Origin of the sequence: Flavobacterium sp. RSP46 (assembly GCF_003984825.1) — a bacterium.
Taxonomy (GTDB): Bacteria; Bacteroidota; Bacteroidia; order Flavobacteriales; family Flavobacteriaceae; genus Flavobacterium.
The window spans coordinates 389,896-410,920 of record NZ_RYDM01000002.1 but is presented as its reverse complement, the minus strand read 5'-3'; the positions used below and the strand labels follow the sequence as shown (position 1 = coordinate 410,920).

The 21,025-nt window shown below is 33.6% G+C and carries 20 protein-coding genes; 5 read left to right on the top strand and 15 right to left on the bottom strand.

The window, feature by feature from the left end; translation table 11 throughout:
• Positions 1 to 42: 42 nt before the first annotated feature.
• The 3 genes from EKM01_RS06020 to EKM01_RS06010 all read right to left on the bottom strand — a co-directional run bounded on the left by EKM01_RS06020 (position 43) and on the right by EKM01_RS06010 (position 3,753).
• Positions 43 to 1,860 (bottom strand): M56 family metallopeptidase, encoded by a 1,818-nt coding sequence (locus EKM01_RS06020; protein WP_126767390.1) that lies wholly within the window; start codon positions 1,858 to 1,860, stop codon positions 43 to 45.
• A 23-nt stretch (positions 1,861 to 1,883) separates the two neighbouring features.
• Positions 1,884 to 2,252, bottom strand: coding sequence for a BlaI/MecI/CopY family transcriptional regulator (locus tag EKM01_RS06015; protein ID WP_126459340.1), 369 nt, complete (start codon positions 2,250 to 2,252; stop codon positions 1,884 to 1,886).
• Positions 2,253 to 2,535: 283 nt separating this feature from the next.
• Complete coding sequence (locus EKM01_RS06010; RefSeq protein WP_126459343.1) at positions 2,536 to 3,753, bottom strand: MFS transporter; 1,218 nt, start codon at positions 3,751 to 3,753, stop codon at positions 2,536 to 2,538.
• 94 nt (positions 3,754 to 3,847) lie between these two features.
• Here EKM01_RS06010 and EKM01_RS06005 point away from each other — a divergent pair, with 94 nt between their 5' ends.
• The 5 genes from EKM01_RS06005 to EKM01_RS05985 all read left to right on the top strand — a co-directional run bounded on the left by EKM01_RS06005 (position 3,848) and on the right by EKM01_RS05985 (position 7,501).
• Positions 3,848 to 4,450: a DUF1684 domain-containing protein gene (locus EKM01_RS06005; RefSeq protein WP_126553387.1), complete on the top strand. Its 603-nt coding sequence runs from the start codon at positions 3,848 to 3,850 to the stop codon at positions 4,448 to 4,450.
• Entirely contained in the window at positions 4,450 to 5,115 is a 666-nt protein-coding gene (locus tag EKM01_RS06000) for a TatD family hydrolase (RefSeq protein WP_126767387.1), read from the top strand. The genes EKM01_RS06005 and EKM01_RS06000 overlap by 1 nt, the downstream gene beginning before the upstream one ends.
• 17 nt (positions 5,116 to 5,132) lie before the next feature.
• Entirely contained in the window at positions 5,133 to 5,846 is a 714-nt protein-coding gene (locus tag EKM01_RS05995; protein WP_126451503.1) for a ThiF family adenylyltransferase, read from the top strand.
• Positions 5,847 to 5,928: 82 nt separating this feature from the next.
• Positions 5,929 to 6,603, top strand: a complete 675-nt coding sequence (locus tag EKM01_RS05990; RefSeq protein WP_126563705.1) for an HAD family phosphatase — start codon at positions 5,929 to 5,931, stop codon at positions 6,601 to 6,603.
• Positions 6,604 to 6,655: 52 nt separating this feature from the next.
• Positions 6,656 to 7,501, top strand: a complete 846-nt coding sequence (locus EKM01_RS05985) for a DUF2911 domain-containing protein (protein WP_126561532.1) — start codon at positions 6,656 to 6,658, stop codon at positions 7,499 to 7,501.
• A 254-nt stretch (positions 7,502 to 7,755) separates the two neighbouring features.
• On the opposite strand, the gene EKM01_RS05980 is transcribed toward EKM01_RS05985, so the two are convergent.
• From EKM01_RS05980 to EKM01_RS05925, 12 genes are all read right to left on the bottom strand, one after another.
• Positions 7,756 to 9,480, bottom strand: coding sequence for a sodium:solute symporter (locus tag EKM01_RS05980; protein ID WP_126451506.1), 1,725 nt, complete (start codon positions 9,478 to 9,480; stop codon positions 7,756 to 7,758).
• Between the two features lie 122 nt (positions 9,481 to 9,602).
• Complete coding sequence (locus tag EKM01_RS05975; RefSeq protein WP_126767384.1) at positions 9,603 to 12,134, bottom strand: PIG-L family deacetylase; 2,532 nt, start codon at positions 12,132 to 12,134, stop codon at positions 9,603 to 9,605.
• A gap of 134 nt (positions 12,135 to 12,268) precedes the next feature.
• Positions 12,269 to 12,799: a hypothetical protein gene (locus tag EKM01_RS05970; RefSeq protein ID WP_126563708.1), complete on the bottom strand. Its 531-nt coding sequence runs from the start codon at positions 12,797 to 12,799 to the stop codon at positions 12,269 to 12,271.
• Positions 12,800 to 12,976: 177 nt separating this feature from the next.
• A complete protein-coding gene (locus EKM01_RS05965) occupies positions 12,977 to 13,468 on the bottom strand; it encodes a hypothetical protein (RefSeq protein ID WP_126553381.1) in 492 nt (163 codons plus the stop codon).
• A gap of 176 nt (positions 13,469 to 13,644) precedes the next feature.
• Positions 13,645 to 13,962, bottom strand: a complete 318-nt coding sequence (locus EKM01_RS05960; protein WP_126459372.1) for a hypothetical protein — start codon at positions 13,960 to 13,962, stop codon at positions 13,645 to 13,647.
• A 247-nt stretch (positions 13,963 to 14,209) separates the two neighbouring features.
• Entirely contained in the window at positions 14,210 to 16,030 is a 1,821-nt protein-coding gene (locus EKM01_RS05955; RefSeq protein ID WP_126767381.1) for a hypothetical protein, read from the bottom strand.
• Between the two features lie 63 nt (positions 16,031 to 16,093).
• Entirely contained in the window at positions 16,094 to 17,323 is a 1,230-nt protein-coding gene (locus EKM01_RS05950) for an AI-2E family transporter (RefSeq protein ID WP_126740180.1), read from the bottom strand.
• Between the two features lie 182 nt (positions 17,324 to 17,505).
• Complete coding sequence (locus tag EKM01_RS05945; RefSeq protein ID WP_126459381.1) at positions 17,506 to 18,042, bottom strand: mechanosensitive ion channel domain-containing protein; 537 nt, start codon at positions 18,040 to 18,042, stop codon at positions 17,506 to 17,508.
• Between the two features lie 7 nt (positions 18,043 to 18,049).
• Entirely contained in the window at positions 18,050 to 18,634 is a 585-nt protein-coding gene (locus EKM01_RS05940; protein WP_126553376.1) for a Maf-like protein, read from the bottom strand.
• The gene (locus EKM01_RS05935; RefSeq protein WP_233589300.1) at positions 18,627 to 19,496 is read right to left on the bottom strand and encodes a geranylgeranylglycerol-phosphate geranylgeranyltransferase; all 870 of its coding nucleotides are present in this window, start codon (positions 19,494 to 19,496) and stop codon (positions 18,627 to 18,629) included. Before EKM01_RS05935 ends, EKM01_RS05940 begins: the two co-directional genes overlap by 8 nt.
• Before the next feature lie 95 nt (positions 19,497 to 19,591).
• Positions 19,592 to 20,119: an HAD family hydrolase gene (locus EKM01_RS05930; RefSeq protein WP_126459389.1), complete on the bottom strand. Its 528-nt coding sequence runs from the start codon at positions 20,117 to 20,119 to the stop codon at positions 19,592 to 19,594.
• On the bottom strand, positions 20,103 to 20,876 hold the full coding sequence (locus tag EKM01_RS05925; protein ID WP_126767375.1) for a Rossmann-like and DUF2520 domain-containing protein: 774 nt from the start codon (positions 20,874 to 20,876) through the stop codon (positions 20,103 to 20,105). The genes EKM01_RS05930 and EKM01_RS05925 overlap by 17 nt, the downstream gene beginning before the upstream one ends.
• Positions 20,877 to 21,025 lie beyond the last annotated feature (149 nt).

Below are 21,025 nucleotides of genomic sequence, written 5' to 3'. Positions count from 1 at the left end.
CGATCTTGATCTGGACCGTCTTTCTGGGTTTTTATGAGGATTTTATTTTTTTTGAAATTCTTTTGTTTCAATTTCAATAATTCCATTTAATGCTTTTTCTCCATATTTTTTTAACGCATTCTGTTTTGTGCTTTCGGGTCCATTTGATGGTTTTTGTGCACCTACTGAAAAAATATCCTCTGGCTTTAATTTATCCAAAGCTTGATAATCACTAATTTTTCCATTAATAACTATAACTGCTTCTTTATAGTTTACATTCTTATCATTTTGAATTCTCTTAATATTGTCTTCTGGCGCAAATGTTCCAAAATTGATCTCCCAACCTTTATTATCCTTTTTAACAGGGTCGCCTTTTGCAGCTTTAGATTTAAAAGTTGGTGCAGCAGGTGGTGTTGGTGGCTCAGGTATCATCTCTTTACCATCTAAATAACTTTTAGTAATAATACGGATTGAATTCTTAGCTGAAGCACCATCTTTTTGAATATTTACTGAGCTAATATAATTTGGATTCATGCTTTCAGCCTCTAGTGGGCTTACTTTTTTTCCGTCAATAAAATATTCTGCATCGTCAGGAATACCATTTTTTTCTGTCGTTATCTTTGTAACCGTATACGTGGTTTTTGGTTTTTGAAGAATTTTTAAACTATTGGGATTCACATTTTCTAATCTTAAATCCGTTACTTGTGTATTAGAATTAAAAATATTTGTACTTTTTGCTGTTTTACCTTTTGTTACAATTCTAATTATAGATTTGTTATTCTCCTTAACAACATCCATCGTAGTTATGTCATTAGGATTCGTTCTATCTAATTCTTCTTTACTTACTTTTTTTCCATCGATAAAAATCTCTGTATTTTTATCAATACTGTCATTTTTAGAACTACTGACTATAAGTACTTTAGCTTTTTTAATACTATCTTTTTCTTGCTGGATTTCTAAAGCAGCAGTAACTGGATGTTTTGATTCTACTTTGACGGTTTCTTCTTTTACTTTCTCCTGAGCAATTACATCAATTTGAAATAAAAATACAAATGCTACTAAAGCAGGAATAACGACTGCGTACTTCCAAGAATTCGATTTTTTTGATTGATTTTTGTTTAACATAACGATTCGTTTTTTGATTAATGATTGATAAAAATGATTGGTAATGGCAACACAATTCTCATGTGTTGTTATTTTTAAAAGCGTCAACTGATACGCTTTTTTGTCGGATATCTTTTTCGTGGCTTCGCTGTCAGCAATGAATTCCAAGTTTTGGATAATTGCTTTTTTATAAAACCAAATGAATGGATTAAACCAAAACACAATACAAAACAATCTTGAAATTAATACATCAACAGTATGATTTTGCTCACTATGAACTTTTTCGTGTTCTAAAATGTTTTCTAGTTCAGAGCTGCTGTACAAGGACGAATTGTAAACGATAGTATTAAAAAAAGAGAAAGGAGCGAGGTTGTCTTTTAAGTCTATAAATTTAAAATTCGCTTGACGTTTTATGGTTTTTCCTTTTACTATTTTTTGTAAACTGTAAAATTCAAAACCAAATTTAGTGAAAAGGCATAATGTGCCAATGCAGTACAGCACTGCTAATGCCAGAAAAATATATTCTTGCGTGTGGTCTTCATCAATAATTGTACTTATGGGCAATGATGACCAATCATAATTTATAGGAGTAGGTTCTACCCATATTGTTTTAGTAAAAACAACTAACGGCAAAAGAATGGAAGTGAATAATCCCAATAACAAAAACCAACGATTGCTTGTGAAAAAGGTTTCTTTTCGCAACATAAAATGATACGCCAAATAAAACAAGGCAATTAATCCGCTGGATTTGATGAGATAAATATAAAATACTTCCATAATTAATATTGTTAATCTAAAGTTTATATTTCCTCTTTATGACTTTCAATCATAGCCAAAATTTCCCGTAATTCAGCTGCAGATATTTTCTCTTCTTTGGCAAAATGCGATACCATATTTTTATATGAGCTGTTGAAATAATTATCAATAGCAGTATTCATGAATCGTTTTCTATAATCTTCTAAACTTATAATAGGAAAGTATTGGTGTGTGTTTCCAAAGGCATTGTGTGACACAAATCCTTTTTCTTCCAGATTGCGCACAATGGTTGAAAGTGTGTTATAATGGGGTTGATCTTCTGTGATTTCTGCAAGGACTTCTTTTACGAATGCTTTTTTGAGCTTCCATAAAATGTGCATGATTTCCTCTTCTTTGTTGGTTAACTTTTGCATAATTTTTTATTTAAACCAAACCTACAACTATTTTTTTAGTTATCAAACTATAAATGTAGTTTTTTAACTATTTTTTTAGTTTTAACGTGTTTTTGCAGTTTTTTGGAAATTAATTATCCTTTTAATCAAAAATGTTATCATCACAAGGAGACTGCGTGAGGGGTAGAAGCTAGCTACCGAAGTAGCGCGTATAACCCGACGCTATAAAGAAAAGGGGCTAATAACGATTTTGTTGATAAGCCCCTTTTTTTTATAGGGTCACGCCCAAAGAATGATAATGGAATTAATTGTGTTCTTTTTGAACGAGTTTTTGCAGCCAGATACAACCTACCACTGCTAAAATACCTAAACTTCCCATGACAAACCAGTTAGCTTGGTAGCCAAAAGCGGCTATGATTTCCAGTCCAGTTTTAGAACTCGCAATGTGTGCTAAGCTGAAGCTCATCGTGAACAAGGCCATATAACGCCCTTCATGCCCCTTTGGTGCTCGGCTCAACGCAAATGAATTAGAGAAAGGGAAGATGAACATTTCACCAAAAGTGATAAAAAGAATACTAACAATTAATATTCCAGCCCACATATTGATGAGTAAAACATAAAAACTCAATGACATTAGCAATGCGCCCCAAAGAATAATTTTGAGTATACTGATGCCTTTTCTTTGAGTGAAACTTACAATTGGCATTTCCAGAAAGAAAATTAACAGTCCGTTTAAAGACAATAAAAGTCCACTTTGAAACTCGGTTAATCCAAATTTTTCATTATGATATAAGGGTAAAGTGGTGAAAAGTTGAAAGAAAAGCATGGCTGTTATGAAACAAACAAAAAGGAAGATCCAGAATATTCTGTCTTTGAAAACAGAGGCTGGTATCTCAGTTTCGCTATTGGCGGAGGCTAAATCGGCAGGTTTTTTGCGTTCTTTTACCAGTAGGGTGAAAATTAAAATAGATACAATACACGAACTTCCATCCACCCAGAATAATCCGCTGTAACCTAAATTCATAATGATTAAACCACCTAAAGCGGGTCCAGCTGTGAAGCCTAAATTTACCGCTAACCGAACTAAAGTCAGTGCTCTGGTACGATTTTCAGGTTTAGCATAAGTCGCCAAGGAGACAAACATGGCGGGACGAAACATATCAGCAACGGTCATTATGACAAACATTCCAATGCACAATCCCCAAAAGGTCCGAATGTATTGTACAAAAAACAAAAGGATTCCGCTGGTGAATAAACTGAAAACCATGATTTTATAAAAGCCTATTTTATCGGATAATTTGCCACCAAGCCAAGATCCCAGCATAGAACCAAAACCAAAAGCAACCATAATCCATCCCACTTGTGCGTAGGATAAATTCAAATCTTCTTTTAAATACTTAGATAAAAAAGGCAAAACCATCGTACCGGCGCGATTTATAAAAGTGACTAGCGTTAGAATCCAAATTTCTCTGGTAAAGCCTTTGAAATTATTAATGTAGCGTTGAAAAGCAGTTTGAAACATGTATTTGTTATATTTTGCAAAGGTAGAAAACTTTGTACCGATGCGTCTTTGTGTCCTAGTAACTTTTAAACTATTTTTGCATAAAAATAAGAACATGAGAACGCTATTTACTTTATTTCTTTTGATTCAATTGAATTTAGGCTTTGGCCAATATAAATTTGACGTTTCGGCTGTAGCCAAATTTCAAAAGGAATTAAATTCAGAATATGCCGATGCAAAGACAAGTCCGTTGACTCCGAAAGATTTAGCGGAATTCAAAACACTTGATTTTTATCCTGCAAACGAAACTTTTTATGTGGTCGCTAAGTTAGTAAGAACAAAAAAAGAGAAGCCTTTTGAAATGAAAACGTCAACGGACAGGAAACCATTGTATGTAAAATATGGGGAGCTTTCTTTTACAATTGACGGTCGGGATTTGAAACTGAATGTGTACAAGAATATGGAGCTCTCAAAAAAAGAGGAATATAAAGACTATTTATTTTTACCGTTTTCAGATCTGACTTCAGGAAACGAAAGTTACATTGGCGGGAAATACATTGATTTGAAAATCCCAAAAGGAGATGCTATTGTGATTGACTTTAACACGTCATACAATCCGTATTGCGCGTATAATTTTACATATTCCTGTCCAATAGTACCATTGGAAAATGATTTGAATATCGAGATAAAAGCGGGAGTTAAAAAATTTCACGACTAATGGATTTCTTTAATCTGCATACACATAAAGATACGAATCAACCAAATGTGTTGGAATTAGTGAATCAATATCCACAGGAATTTGATGCAACAATTCCGTATTATTCCATCGGGATTCATCCGTGGTTTATTATTGAAGAGCGAATAGAAGCTGACTTGGCAATTATCGAAAGTAAATTACAAGAAGCAAATTGTCTCGCTGTGGGCGAATGTGGGTTGGACAAACGGATTGAAGTTCCGATGGAATTGCAGCTGTTAGTTTTCGAAAAGCAATTGCTTTTGGCACAAAAATATCAAAAACCAGTGGTGTTACATTGTGTCGCTGCTTTTCAGGAAGTGATTGCAATTACGAAAAAATTGAATATTTCAGTTCCAATGCTGATTCATGGGTTTTCCAAAAATGCCCAAGTCGCTAAACAATTAGTGAACAATGGATTTTATATTTCGTTTGGGAAATATTTATTGCTTAATCCAGAACTAGAAACTGTTTTTAAAAGCGTTCCTGATAATCGATTTTTTTTGGAAACAGATACGGTGGATGAAGGAATTGAAGCAGTTTATGAATTGGCAGCAAAATACAGAGGAATTTCGCTGGAAGAAATACAGGAACTTGTGAATAGTAATTATAATGAAGTTTTTGATTTAAGAATTTTTCAAAAACATTAAACTTTAAACAAAAAACAATGGCAGAATGGACAGAGAGAGCCGAACTTTTATTCAAAAAAGAAGGTTTAGATAATTTAAAAAAGGCAAATATATTGGTTGTTGGATTGGGTGGTGTTGGTTCTTTTGCGGCCGAATTTTTGGTAAGAGCAGGAGTGGGAACGATGACTATTGTTGATGGTGACGTAGTTGATATTACCAATATAAACCGACAATTGCCTGCTTTACATTCAACTGTAGGACAACCAAAAATTACTGTTGTTGGGGATCGATTGATGGACATTAATCCAGAATTAAAATTGACGCGTGTACAGGAATTTCTTTCGCCAGAGCGTGCTTTCGAAATTGTATCGGAGGAATTTGATTATGTTTTAGATTGCATTGACAGTGTGACGCCAAAGCTGAATTTGATTATTGGAGCCAAACGAAAAAGAGTAAAAATCATCAGTAGTATGGGTGCAGGTGGGAAAATGGAAGCTTCAAAAGTGAAAGTGACTGATATTACCAATACCGTGAATTGTTATTTTGCCAAAACCATTCGAAGACGATTGAAAGAATTTAAAATTGATAAACTGAAAGTGGTTTTTTCGTCGGAAATTCAAGATGAAACGAGTTTAAAAATGACGGATGGATCTAATTTCAAAAAATCATTTTATGGAACCAATAGTTACATGCCTGGATTATTTGGTTTGTATGCTGCAGAAACCGTGATTCGTTATTTACTTAAGAAATAATGGTTAGAATTCAGTTTTTTAATGTTCCGTTCTAAAAAGTTAAGAAGTCTTAAAATCTATAAAGTCTAATAATTTAACAAAAATGATACAAACCGTAATTTTTGACATGGATGGTGTAATTGTCGATACTGAACCCGTACACCGTTATGCTTATTTCAAACAATTTGAGGAATTGAATATTCCTGTTACGGAGGAAATGTACACTTCATTTACAGGAAATTCTACTCGGAATATATTTCAAAAATTGAAAAAGGTTTTTGAAATTGAACATGAAGTGGAAGATTTGATTCAAAGAAAACGAACTATTTTTAATGATGCGTTTGATAGTAAAGCAGATTTAGAATTACTGCAAGGCGTGGAACATCTTATTAAAGAATTACACCAAAACGGAATACAATTGATTTTGGCTTCTTCGGCATCCAAAGTGACTATTGAACGCGTGTTTAGCCGGTTTAAGTTGCATGATTATTTTACACATGTGGTAAGCGGTGAAGATTTCCCTAAATCAAAACCACATCCGGCTATTTTTGAACATGCGGCAAGTTTATCAGTTGCACCAAAAGCAAATTGTATCGTTATTGAGGACAGTACAAATGGAATAAAAGCGGCCAAAGCTGCTGGGATTTTTTGTGTGGGCTACAACAGTATTCATTCTGAAGCACAAGATTTATCGGAAGCAGATGTAGTGATTAATCATTTTAACGAATTGGATTTTGAGGCAGTTAGGAATATTCAATCTAAATTAAGGAATAATTAACAGTACAAAGCCATTGAATTTGTAAATTTGGAAAACATTTAAAAATTATAATATGAAAAAAATAATCATTGCACTGGCTTTATTTATGGCCGGTTTCAGCGCTGAGGCTCAGTTAAAAACACCTCAATCAAGTCCGAAAATGACGCTTATGCAAACAGTTGGTTTGACTGATGTAGAAGTTAACTATTCAAGACCAAGTGCCAGAGGAAGATCCGTTTTTGGAAATTTAATTCCTTTTGGAAAAGTATGGAGAACTGGAGCTAATGAAAATACAACTGTTTCCTTTAGCGATGATGTGATTATTGATGGTAAAACATTGAAAAAAGGAAAATATTCATTGTATACTATTCCGAAAATAGAAAGCTGGGAGATACTATTTTATAAAACTACTGATAACTGGGGTAATCCAGAAGAGTGGAAAGAAGAAAATGTGGCGCTTAGAGCTACTGTTAAGCCTGAAACAGTGAATAAAAGTGTGGAAACATTTACTATTGGAATTAGTGGTTTAGACAATAATTTTGCCTTTTTAGAAATCTATTGGGAGAACTCCTATGCTGCTTTAAAATTTGAAGTGCCAACACAACAAAAAACAACGGCTAACATCGAAAAAGCATTAGCTGGACCAGCTAGTGCAGATTATTTTTCTGCTGCTCAATTTTTATTCCAATCGAATGGCGACAATGCAAAAGCATTGGTTTATGTAAACAAAGCGTTAGATATGTCTAAAGATAAACCGTTTTGGTACAACAGATTGAAGTCATTAATTCAAGCTAAACTTGAAGACAAAAAAGGAGCAATTGAAACGGCTAAGGCATCACTTGCAGCGGCTGAAATTGCTAAAAACCAAGATTACGTGAAAATGAATAAAGACAGTATTACAGAGTGGAGTAAAAACTAATTACGCTAACGTTTTATATAAGAAGATCTCGTCTCCATTTAGAGACGGGACTTTTTTTTGAAATTTTGGATTGTGTAATTTATTAGATGTTTGCGTATATAGTATCCATGGGATTATAATTACTCGCCAGTTCGCTCTTGCTCGTTTCTGCGGAAGAAGAGATTTTTATATAAGAACTTCTGAAGTAAAAAAAATAACCGCAGATTCACGGATTATCAATATAAAAATCTGCGAATCTGCGGTTATTTTTTTATTTAGGCTGTTATCGCTCTCTGTTTTCTAAAAATGGTCCATTGCAACAATAATGAAATTACAATTGTAAGCATTGCACCAATGAAATTCAGCCACAAATAACCCAGTTTTTCTTCTCCGCTCGGGAAAATATAAATGGCGTAATAGTAGATGATAAAAATAGTAATCTGACTTACTACAGCGCTATAAAAAATGGCTTTAGATTGTACTTTGTGGATGTAAAAACCAACTAAGAAAATCCCAAGGACTGTTCCATAAAATATGGATCCAATGATGTTTACCAGTTGAATTAAATTTTCAAAAAGCGTTCCAATACAAGCAAATAGTATGGCTATAACTCCCCACAATAAGGTAAAGAATTTTGTAGCATACAGGTAGTGTCGTTCTGATTTTTCTTCTTTTAGATTGCGTTTGTAAATATCAATTGCGGTGGTAGAGGCCAGTGCATTCAATCCCGAAGCGGTAGAGGACATAGCAGCCGAAATAATTACGGCCAGTAACAAACCAATAAGCCCTTTGGGTAAATAGTTGAGAATAAAGTGAAAAAACACATAATCTTTATCATTGGTCTCGCTATTACTATCAGCTTTCAGAATTATTTCTTTGGCACGATCTCTTAAATCTTTTTCTTTATTGGATAAAGTCACTAATTCTTTCCTAAGCGTTGGATTGTCATAATCCTGATTGAGCTGGTCGATGTACAAAAGATTAATTACTTTTTTGTCTTCGGATAAATCGTCTAATTTTTTCTCCAAAGCATTGTATTCGCTTTTGTAAGCTGATTTTTCAATCATGGCTTTATTATTTGGATTAAAATTTAACGGAACAGGATTGAATTGGAAAAAGACAAAAACCATAACTCCGGTCAGTAAAATAAAGAACTGCATAGGTACTTTTAAAAGTCCGTTCATGATTAGTCCCATCTGGCTTTCTCGAACGGATCGTCCGGATAAATAACGTCCTACCTGCGATTGATCGGTACCAAAATAAGCTAATGCCAAGAAAAAACCTCCTGTTATTCCGCTCCAAAAGGTATATTTTTCCTCTGGATCTAAAGAGAAATTAACAATATCCATTTTATCATTTGCCCCAGCAATATGCAACGCACTGGAGAAAGTCATATCATTAGGTAAATAATGCAAGATCAGAAAAAAAGTGATTAGCATTCCGGACATAATCACAAACATTTGCTGTTTTTGAGTTACATTCACCGCTTTGGTTCCACCCGAAAAAGTATAAATGATAACTAATACACCAATAATAATATTCATATAGGTAAGATTCCAACCCAATAAAGCGGACAAAATAATTGCCGGAGCGTATATGGTCAATCCGGTTCCTAAACCTCTTTGGAACAAGAAAAGGATGGCAGCTAGGGAACGGGTCTTCAAATCAAATCTTTTTTCAAGGTATTCATAAGCTGTATACACTTTGTATTTGTGGTATAAAGGGATAAAGGTCACACAGATTACCACCATTGCAATTGGCAGTCCAAAATAGAATTGCACAAAACCCATACCGTCATGATAGGCTTGCCCCGGAGTAGAAAGAAACGTAATTGCACTGGCTTGTGTGGCCATAACAGAAAGTCCTACAACATGCCAAGGTGTTTCATTACTCCCTAAAATAAAGTCTTCTACATTTTTACTTCCCTTGGTTTTCCAAGCACCATAAATTACAATGAATAATAAAGTTACTATCAGTATAATCCAATCAAATAATTGCATAATTTAAGCGTATAATTTCATGATGAGACAAAAGATCAGGATGTATATTGCATTGGCTACAAGTACCCAAGTATAATTTTTCTTCCAGGTTTTTATTTTTTTTGTTTCCATTTTAAAGTGGGTTAGTTCTTGATTTTTTGAACAGGAATTTTTTCAGATGATTGTAGCGAAATGATATTAGAAATTAATTTATAGGCACCAGTAACGCCTTCAGGTAATTCTCTGAAAAAACTTAAGCCGGTATAAATATAGTGTCCTTTTCCGTAAGGAGCAATAAGTAATGCACCATTTTTAGGGCTTTCCCCTTTGTCATTTGAAGATAGGATAGGAGTAAAGGCTTTGTCGTACTCATTGGGGTAATACAAACCTTGTTCTTGTTTCCAGCCTTCAAAGTCTGTAGCTGTAATTTGGTTTGGAAAATTCAAAACAGGATGATGTGGCGCTAAGAATCGGACTTCGGCATCTTCTTCGGTCACTCGGTCACGGGAGAGTTTCAAGGGATAAGGTGCAATAGTATTAGTAACAAGATCTCCTGCAGTATTGTACTGAACGATCATTGTTTTTCCAGATTTTACAAAATCAAAAAGTATATTTTGTTTGTTTGCCAGTGCAGGCAAGATATTATAGGCACGAACACCTGTGATGACTACGTCGTACAATTCTAATTTTTCAGGGGTAATTTCTTCAGGTTTAAGTAGTGTTACGGCATATCCTAATTGCGTCAGGCTACTGGGAACTTCATCTCCGGCACCCATAATATATCCTATTTTTTCACCATTCGTTTTTAAATCTGTTTTGATGCATTTGGCTTCAGCCAATGTTAAAACTTGCTGTTTTGTGATGTGGTCATACTTAATGATAATTTGTTCTTTGTCAAATTGTTTATTGTCAATTATCGCCACGCTTTTGGCTACAGCTTCTTCGGATTTATTTGGTGCAGTTACCTCAAAATAAACAATTTGTTCCGTTCCCTTTTTTTCAATGTTAAAAGGAATCGATTTAGGAAAAACACCCCAGTTTTCAGGTAATTCAAGTTGTAAAATTCCTTTTACGGAGTCTTTTCCAGTTTTGATTTTTACGGCTACAGCTTTCTTTTTTGTGTCTTTAAAAAGCAATACTTTGTCTATAATTGAAGTAGTAACTTCGGGAACAATGTCCAGATAATTATATACTTCCCCTTTTACATCATCGTTGTATTTATACACTACGGTTCGTTCAAATGGAATTTCAATCTCATTGATTTTAATATTAAAAATCACTTTAACTTCCCGAATAATATCTGGAATCCCTATGTTTTGTTGTTGCTTTACTGCGTACATCCCAACTGTTCCTTTTTCTTTTAACCAATATGGTTGTGTGTAGTTAATTGATTCGGGTAATTTTAAATCTAAATTAATGGTGTTTAGTATGTTGTTTTTTAAATCCCGATTTTGAGGTGTAATATTTTGATTAGGTATAGCGGTCACACTCATTAATTGTATGGGTACGGAGCTTCTATTAATGGCTTCGAGTTTCAATTTAATAGTGCTTCCGGGAGTCGCTTCCTGATTTTGGGCAACGGCTTCAAGATACAAACCAGAACAGGCCGATATAATTTCTTTTATTGCTGCAGATTTCAGTGGTGCCCACTGATTTTCGTTCAAAGCTTTCATCATAGTGTAGGCTTTCGCCAAATTTGGAATGCTTGCCGAAGGATTATTATGGTCGAATTCAGCGGTAATAGTTGTCACTAAATCCCCGATGGCCTTTCCTCCTTTTACCCGGTTCCAAGAAGTATCGATTCCTTCAAAAAGTGATTTCTTATCTTTTAAAGCATCTCCATTTATAAACTCTAAATATTCTGTTTCTTCGCCACGGGCCCCAGTGCTACCAAACCCTTGGGATTGATGGCGGCTCCGACTTAATGCGGCTATTTCCTGATTTGATTTTCCTAATCCAGCGTAATAAACTCCTGTTTCCAGCGCAATTAAATTCGTTTTATGGGCAGCATTAAATTTTTCGATACTTCCATAAAACCACCAAGACGTATTAAAAAACTGTCGTTTGGTTTGCCAAGGTGTTACAAATTGCAATTGCTCGGGAAAAATTGATGGGTTATTCGCTAAGTCAAAACTTTCTACGCTTAACATTGCTGATGCCGTGTGGTGTCCGTGAGTGGTTCCGGGCGAACGATGATCAAATCGGTTAATAATCACATCGGGTTGAAATTTCCTGATGGCCCAAATAACGTCAGCTAGTACTTGTTTTTTATCCCAAATTTCTAATGTTTCTGTTGGATTTTTAGAAAAACCAAAATCATTGGCACGGGAAAAAAACTGTTCTCCTCCATCAATTTTTCGGGCTTCAATAAGTTCTTGGGTTCTTATTACTCCTAATAATTCCCGCAATTGCGTGCCGATTAAGTTTTGTCCACCATCCCCGCGTGTCAAAGACAAATAGCCGGTTCTGGCCTTTTGTTCATTGGATAAATAAGAGATCAACTGGGTGTTTTCATCATCAGGATGTGCGGCTATATAAAGTACGGAACCTAGAAAATTAAGCTTTTGAATTTGATTATAAATTTCAACAGAATTTGGTTTTTGAGGTTCTTGTGCAATTGTTATTTGGCAACATAAGAGAAATATTAGAATAGCTGATGCGTGTTTTTTTTGCATTTTTTAAAATTTAATTGCAGTAACTTCAAATGTAGGAATTAAATAATTTCTTCTGAAATATTTTTGGTTTTCTTTAATAATTAAAAAGAGAGAGAACCAATTTTGGTTCTCTCTCTTTTTAAATTAAGGTGTGACTAATCTCGATCATGTCCTTTTCCCTTTCCATGTCCATGACCATTGCCGTTATTTCGGTTGTCATGTTTTTTATATTCTCTTCGGTCATCATTATCATATCTTCTATGATTATCATTCCCCCTTTGGTTTACATAAACGCGACGATTATTGTTGTGCCCAATATTTCTTTGTTCTCTTCCATGATAACCTCTATAATATTTTACTTTGTGATTCTTAAAATTACTATAAGGTCTTGAACCGTGATAATCGTTTAATACTACTTTATATCCATCATATAAATCATAGTTTCTATATTGATTTGGTAAATATCTGGAACGTATCCATCTTCCTCCACCAAAATAAATGAACTGTGTGGCTCTTACATCATAATAAGCTTCAACATCCGGTAAATAATAATATTCAGCTTCTGCGTATCCTATAGGTCCCCATGATGGAGCAGTACCTATGTTTAAATTTACTGAGACTTGTGCATGTATTGTGCTTGATGCAAAGAGTATAATTCCTACGATGATTAATTTTAATGTTCTCATTTTTTCAAATATTTAATTTGTAATATTTTTTTATAATAACTTGTTATTGCGATACTTTTGTGAAATTCCAACAACTGTGCCAAAACAAAAAAATTAACATTTAATTAAGGATTAATGTTCTAAAAAAAAAGAGCCTCATTGCTGAGACTCTTTTTATAAATTATTATGAAATCAGTATTAATGTTTTCCATTTCCATTATTTCCTTTTCCCCCTTTATTGCCATGTCCTTTATTTCCATGTCCGTTATTCCCATTACTTTTGTACACTTTATTGTTATTACTGCGGTTAGAACCTATTGATTTTTGTGGTTTACCTTTGTATCCTTTGTAGTATTTTACTTTGTGTGTTTTAAAGTTACTGTATGGTCTTGAACCATGGTAATCGTTCAAGACTACTTTATAACCATTGTATAGATTATAATTTCTGTATTGATTAGGTAGATTTCTTGAACGAATCCAATTTCCTCCACCAAAATAAATGAATTGTGTGGCTCGTATATCATAATAAGCTTGAACATCCGGTAAATAATAATAATCTACAGCTGAATAACCAACTGGCCCCCATGCTGGTGGACTACCTATATTTACATTTACTGAAACCTGTGCTTGCATCGTATTTGCGGATGCAAATAGTATAATTCCTGCGATGATTAATTTTAATGTTTTCATTTTTCGAAATTTTAATTAGTAATTATTAGATAGTAATTTTAGTTACTATTTTATCTCGTTTTGAAGTAAAACCAACAATTATGCCAATATCAAATAATTAACATTTACTTTGTTATTTTACTTCATAAAAAAAGGAAACGATTATTCGTTTCCTTTTTCTACAGGTATAAATTTATTTACAATAAAAGTATCAATAAAAGGATAACGATTATAATTGCACCTACAGATAAGTATATACCATTTCCTGTAGATTTTAATTCTGCTTTGATAGCACGTACTTCTTTACGTAATTCTTTTTTTTCAACTGAAGTCAAAGACGATTTATCCATCGCTTTTATTTCATCAAGTCTATTAAGCAAAACTTTTACTTCTGCAGGCACTTCTTTAGGAGTATTTAAAATTACAGTTGGATTTTTTTCAGCGGCTAACATTTGTGTTGGAAGAACACTAATTGATAATACCATCATCATCAAATAAAAGGTGAATTTTTTCATTTTGTTTGGTTTTTAGTTAAAATTTTAACACAATAAAAGTAAACAATAAAACATAATTTTTTCTTATAAAATTAAGGTATTAAATTATATAATTCACACCCTTCATTGTGTACTGTATCGTAATTTTCTAAAAAAAGTGTCCTGTAGATAGTGTGTTCAATATAATCCCATACAAATTGAACTGTTTTCGAAGGATATTAGTATTATGCGAATATTTTTTTGGAATAATTTATATTTATAAAGCGTATTATTTGTAAAGCACGGTACGGGGTTTTGTCAGTTCGAAATCTTGAAAACCAAAATCAGTTGTTTCAATTGCATTTGTTTTGAAAATATTTTCGCCATTTCCAGGAATGGACGGATAGTAGGATAGCGAAATTTGAAAAGCACTAAATACCAGAAAATCATTGTTTATAATACATCCAATTCCAATTTTTGAATAGGCTTTACTTTGAGTCAATCCCTTATTAGGATTTCCTAGTACGGCAATGGAATAATTACAATAGGGATTGATTCTAAATCCCCAAAGATCCCATGGCGCATAGGCTTGGGTTTGTATGGTTAAGAGTGCTTTTTGGGTTCCATATTGAGCACTATTAAAGCCCCGAAGTCCATAATTTTCATTGATATTTAGCTGATCGCCAATAATATTGACACGGTTTGTACCAATAATTACCTGGGGCTTGATGAACTGTCTCCATTTCCATTTTCCCAGACTCATCAAGTTTGTGAAATAATTTGCCTGAAAAGAAAAAGCGGTTTGCTGCGTAATTGATTTTTCAAAAAAGGTACCTATCTCTACATTAGCACTTAAAAAGCCCCATTTATAATAATTTCCAAAAGCCGCTCGGGCAGCAAGATACAAACGCCCCAAATTGTTTTTATATTGATAGCCAGAAGTGATGCTGTAAATTTTGCCAATGGGAACATCTTCTATAATTCCATTTTTGAAAATATAGTTGTCTTGCACGAATTTACGTGAACTAATACCAATCCCGAAAAGAGCAAGTTTTTCACTAGAGTAGAAATCAGTGGCATCATAGAGGATAGTTGGGCTTTCCAGATATTTTATATTTAAAAAACGTCCTGCCAGAATCAGATTTGTGGTGCGCTGGTTTTCTGTTCTTCCTTTAAAAATAGAAAAGGCACGTCCAAGCCATAAATCCTGCGAATTGTATTTGAAATTTTGATAGGTAAATACGGAATTGACATCAGCAAGGGTGTCTTTTCTAAATTGCTGGTCTATGTATATTCCCCCTGCCCATTTTGTAAAAGCAGAGTAAAAGGGACGGTCTACATTGAGGCTTTTGCTGTAGTAATTGTCTAAATCTATCCGGTAATTCAGAGTTGTCTGAATGAAGGTATTCTGGATGTTAGGAACGCTATAGGACAATCCATACGCGCTTTTTCCGTCGCTGAATCTGTTTTTGAATTCATTTTTGAATTCATGGCCAGTGCCTAGAAAATTACGATCATTGAGTTCAAAATTAGTTCTTGAACTGGAAATGGATCCCTTGGGAATAATACTCCATGTATCTAAAACCCGAAAGGTGACATCTACTGAATCCGGGCTGTTCTGAATTAATTGTGGGGTTACGTCAACGCGACTGATGTATCTTTGAGCTCTAATCAATCGTTCTGATTCTTTTACTAATAAAGAATCGAAAGGTGTGTTTTTTGTTATTAACAGTACATTCTTAATAGCGAGTTTTTTTGTTTTGATATGAATTCGGTTTCCAGTTCGTTCGGCCCAGTTTTTAGGGGCTCTGGCGGTATCAATATCAGAATACCCAAAAGGGTCTAAAGTGATAATAGTAATATTTCTGATCGTTTTTCCTTCAAAAGTTTCGTATTTTTTGGGAATTACTTTTTTCTTTGTTTTTTTTATAGTTACGGGCCTGAAAACTAATTTATGAACAAGTGTTGTAAACTTATTTTTTTTAGAATAGGATTGAATTTTTTTGTAAACGCCAGCGGAATCTTTTTCCTTCTGGTTTACTTGTGAAAAAGAAATCAGGTGGCAACAGACGATCAAAAAGAATAAAATCAGCTTTTGCTTTTTAGTCATTATACAAAATTAATTTAAAAATTGAGAAAGAAAAAACCAGCAAAACATTGATAAACAATTGGTTTAAATAGACTCACTTGTTTTATTAAGGTCAGTTTCTGCTTTATTCTCTGTATTGTTTTCCGTTGTTGTCTCAGTAAAAACAGGAACTATAAGATCCGTTTTAATTATGGTTTTTTTAGAGGATGCATCTGAATCGAATAGCGGTAATTTGATACTATGCCAAGTATAGGTTTTGGGCAAATGATCTCCCATTAAATACCCCCAAGGTTCTAATGACTCAATTCGGTCAAAAATTACCTTAAGAACCGCAATTATGGGTAATGCTAAAAACATTCCGGCGATTCCTGCAATGGCTCCTCCAATAATGATTCCTATAATGGATATAAAAGCATTTATTTCTACTTTTGAACTTACTATTATTGGGACAAGGATATTATTATCTATTAATTGAACAAAGATGGTAACCACAATTATACCAATAATTATGGATAAATCCGGAGTACCAGTCAATGAGGCAATAATGCTTAAAATTCCGGCAAAAAGGATTCCTATATAGGGAATTAGATTTAGAATTCCAGTTACAACACCCAGCAAAACAGCATATTTCACGCCAATAATAATAAATCCTACAGTAGTCATTACCGACACTAAAATGGTCTCGATAATTAAACCTACAATATAACTGTTTATAGCAACTCTAATATTTGTTAAAATATTTTTTAATTGTTCATGATTCTCTTTTTTGAATAGTTTAGACAAAAACAATAAAAAATGAGTCCTGTATAAAAGAATCAAAAAAGTATAAATAGGGATTAAGGTCAAATTTAGTAGCGTATCCGTAAATGACAATAGCGTGGTACCAATGATTTCTTTCCCTTTTTCCATAGAATCTTCAGTAGCTGTATCCAGATATTGTTTTTGTTCCCAAGAACTCAAATTGAAATGTTCACTGAGAAACCGTTGAATGTTACTAATATGAATAGTTATGTTTCTTTCAATTTTATCAAAATCATCTGCAAAATCACTGATTTGAAAGGATAGAAATACAAAAAGGCCTAAAAAAAGCAATACAAAAAGCAGTACCGCCAGCATAACGGCTAACACATGGGGAAAGTAGAGTTTAGATTTTAAAAACTGAACGATGGGATATAACAATATCGCAAATAAAAAGGACATCATTATGGGAACTAATATATCCTGACCAATATAAAATATAAAAATAATAGCAATTAAGCTCAATAAAACGAGCGTAAGTTTTGCGTAAAATGGAAATTTTAAAAGGTCATTCATATCTTTTTATTTTTTTTTAAAGACAAAAACAATTCAATAGTAAATTATTTATTTCTAATTGACAAATATCCAGCATTTAAAAAAGTAAAACATTATATATTTTTCAGCAATAGTTATATAATTTCCACTTCAATAGGATCTTTTGCAAGATGATGATTTACCATTCGTTCAGCAGAAGTAAACTAATCCGTAAATTCTTTTTGATCGGCATAATTGTTTAGTATCGAAATTCCTTTTTGCAAAAGCAAGCTGTTCGGATAGATGATTTTTTCTCCATCTATAGTTTTCAAATACACATGAAAAGCCCCTATATCTTCAATTTGAGCTTCAATAGGAAAATCTTTGTCATGAATTTTTATTGTATCTCCAATTTTAAACGGAAAAGAAAAAAACAAAATAACTCCAGAGGTGATGTTGCTCAAAATAGACCATTGAGCAAACATAGCGACACCTACAACGGTGGTAATAGAGGAAAGTGCAATAATAATATCCTTTGTCTGAACGCCCCAAATTAGTATGACAGCTATAATTGCAAGAATATTTATAAATAAATGAATGTATTTGATGACTAAATTAGTTCGATGCTCCAGTTTTTGGTTTGATTTAGCATAGCTGCGTACTAATTTTGCAGCAATAATTCTCAAAAAAATCAACAGCAATCCCAGGATTCCTGTGGCCACCAGTTCTCTGGAATACTCGTGAAATATAAATGTATCCATAATGCAATCAGTCTAATTTAGTTAAGTAGTCATATACTTTATCCGTAGGCATTCCCATCACATTAGCATAGGAACCTTCAATTTTTGAAACGCCAATAAAACCAATCCATTCCTGAATACCATAAGCACCCGCTTTGTCATAGGGCTTGTAATTTTCTATATAGTAGCGAATGGATTCCTCACTCAACGTGTTAAAAGTGACTTTTGTTATTTCATGAAGCAGGACTACTTTTTCATTTGTCTTAAAGCAAACAGAAGTAATTACTTGGTGAGTAGCATTCGATAATGATTTCAAGATTTCAAAAGCATCCTGTTCGTCTTTTGGTTTGCCTAGCGCTTTGTTGTTGTACCAAACAATGGTGTCACTGGTGATTAGGATTTCATTGGACTGTAATTCACCGTCAAAAGCACTGGCTTTTAATTCAGCCAAATAGTTCGTGATTTCGTACGCTTTTAACTCAGGAGGATAAATTTCTTCGATTTCTTTCAATCGAATTTCAAAATCTAAGTCCAAATCTTTGAAAAACTGCTGCCGTCTTGGCGATCCTGAAGCCAGAATAAGGGTGTATTTTTTTAATTTATTTTTAAGCATTATATTTTATATTTAAACGAATAACAATAACGGATAAAATTCCTAAAAGAAGGATCCATTTTAACAATAGACTCAAGATGTGACACTCTCTTTTTGATTTTGCAGACCAAATTTTTAAAGTGAAATAAAACAACGGACCTACAACAAATAACAACATATATAATGTTGCAAACAACAAATCTAACAAGTACTGATGAATATAATATACGATAAAAAATAGCGGAATCAAACTTAAGCCGGAAACTATTTTTGCCGTTCTGGATTTTCCAATTACAATAGGTAAGGTACTCATTCCTTGATTATAATCGCCATCTGTATCTTCTATATCTTTGACAATTTCCCGAAGCAGATTAATAACAAAAGCAAAAATAGCATAATCTATCAAGATAGAAAAAAACAAGCCCATTTGTTGCTGATTATTTATTGTTGTTGCAGGAAATAAATCGAAAACTCCAATGATAATCACACTAAAAGAAAGTAGTAAAGCCACAATGATATTACCAATAAGCATCATTTGTTTCAGACTGGTTGCATACAAATAAAGTGTTGCGGCAACCAAAATAAAAATAGAGGCAAAACCTGGTTTTCGTATGACATTCGACAAATAAAAACCAATCATTACCCCACTTGACGTAAGCCAAATATACAGATTATAGGCTTGAATTTCTGAAATGGTTTTGCCCACAATCACAGCATTTGGTTTATTGACGGCATCTGTTTTTTGGTCATAGATATCATTGATCACATAGCCGCCTGCAGCGATCAAAGCAGTTGATAAAATTAATAATCCATACTGCCAATCCGATAACGCCAAAGAAATATTCTGAACGTGTAAAAAACCATACCTGAAAACAAATTGCATAAAAGCAAGCATTAGCAAGTTCTGGTATCGAATTAGTTTTAAAAAAGGAACCACAGATATTATTTGAAATTTATAATTTAACATTTAAAATAATACTAATCATGCTTCCCGTCAAAATGTGCCATCCATTTCCCTTGTGCTTTCATGACTTGCTCGATGACATCTCTGGCCGCTCCTTTTCCTCCGTTTTTATGCGAAATATAACGGGAAATAGCTTTGATTTCCGGGCTAGCATCTTGGGGACAAGTGGGTAATGTGACTAACTGCATCACATGATAATCAGGAATATCATCGCCCATGTATAACACGTTTTCAGGTTTAATGTTGTAAAGTTCCACATATTCTTTAAAAGTTTCTACTTTGTCCGGCGTACCTAAATAGATGTCTGTAACCCCCAGATTTCGTAGCCTGACTCGAACCCCTTCATTGCTTCCGCCGGAAATAACACATACATTAAACCCGCTTTCTATAGCTGCTTTCATAGCGTATCCATCTCTAATATTCATGGTACGCAATATTTCTCCTTCATTAGTTACAAAAACAGAGCTGTCAGTTAGTACCCCATCGACATCAAAAATAAAAGTAGTGATCTCGTTCATTATTTCTTTATAACTTTTTGCCATTCTCTTGTATTGATTGTGTTAGTATTTTATAAATAGTCAGATGATTTTCATTTGATAAAAAAGCTTCGTGGGCTTCAATCGTTGAAGTGTCATTGCGTTTTGCAGGACCCGTTTGTGCCTCTTTCGGCGAAAGTACCATTATTTTTCGAACTGTTTCTGCAATTAAAGGTCTTAAGATTTCAAATGGAACCTGATGTTCCTGGCAGATTTCCTGACCTATTTGGTACAAATGATTGGTAAAATTGTTCACAAATACGGCCACCACATGCAAGGCTTTTCGTTGCTCAGAGTTGATTGCATAAACGGTTCCTGAAATTGATTTGGCCACTTTATCCAATAATTCATAATCAATCCCATTTTCGCTTTCTAAACAAATAGGAATGATATTGAAATCGACCGCTTTGTTTTTGGTAAACGTTTGCAAAGGATAAAAAACGCCTCTTCGATTATTTTCGTCTAATGCATGCAAAGAAACACTCCCGGAAGTATGCACCACTAAACGATTCTTGAAAGCTAGATTAGAGGAAACTTCAGCAATAGCATCATCAGAAACTGAAATGATATACATGTCGGCTTCAACTAAAGTATTGAAATTATTAGTGACTTTTTCCAAGTCTATTAGGTGGGAAACACTTTTTATTTGTCTCGAATATACCTGAACCAATTCTATTTCTGTCCCTGGTCTATGAGGATTTTGAAATGCCGCAATTAAATGCTGTGCCACATTTCCGGAGCCAATAATAACTACTTTGATCATGGGGTAAAATTAGCAAAAAAAATATGAAGTGTATTAATCAATTTTCAGGAAGGTTACAAATAAAAACCAGCCTAAAAAAAAGTTCTTTAGCCTTCTTGAAAAAGACTTAATTTTAGTTTAAATTAACAAATGTAGGAATATAGAAGTCA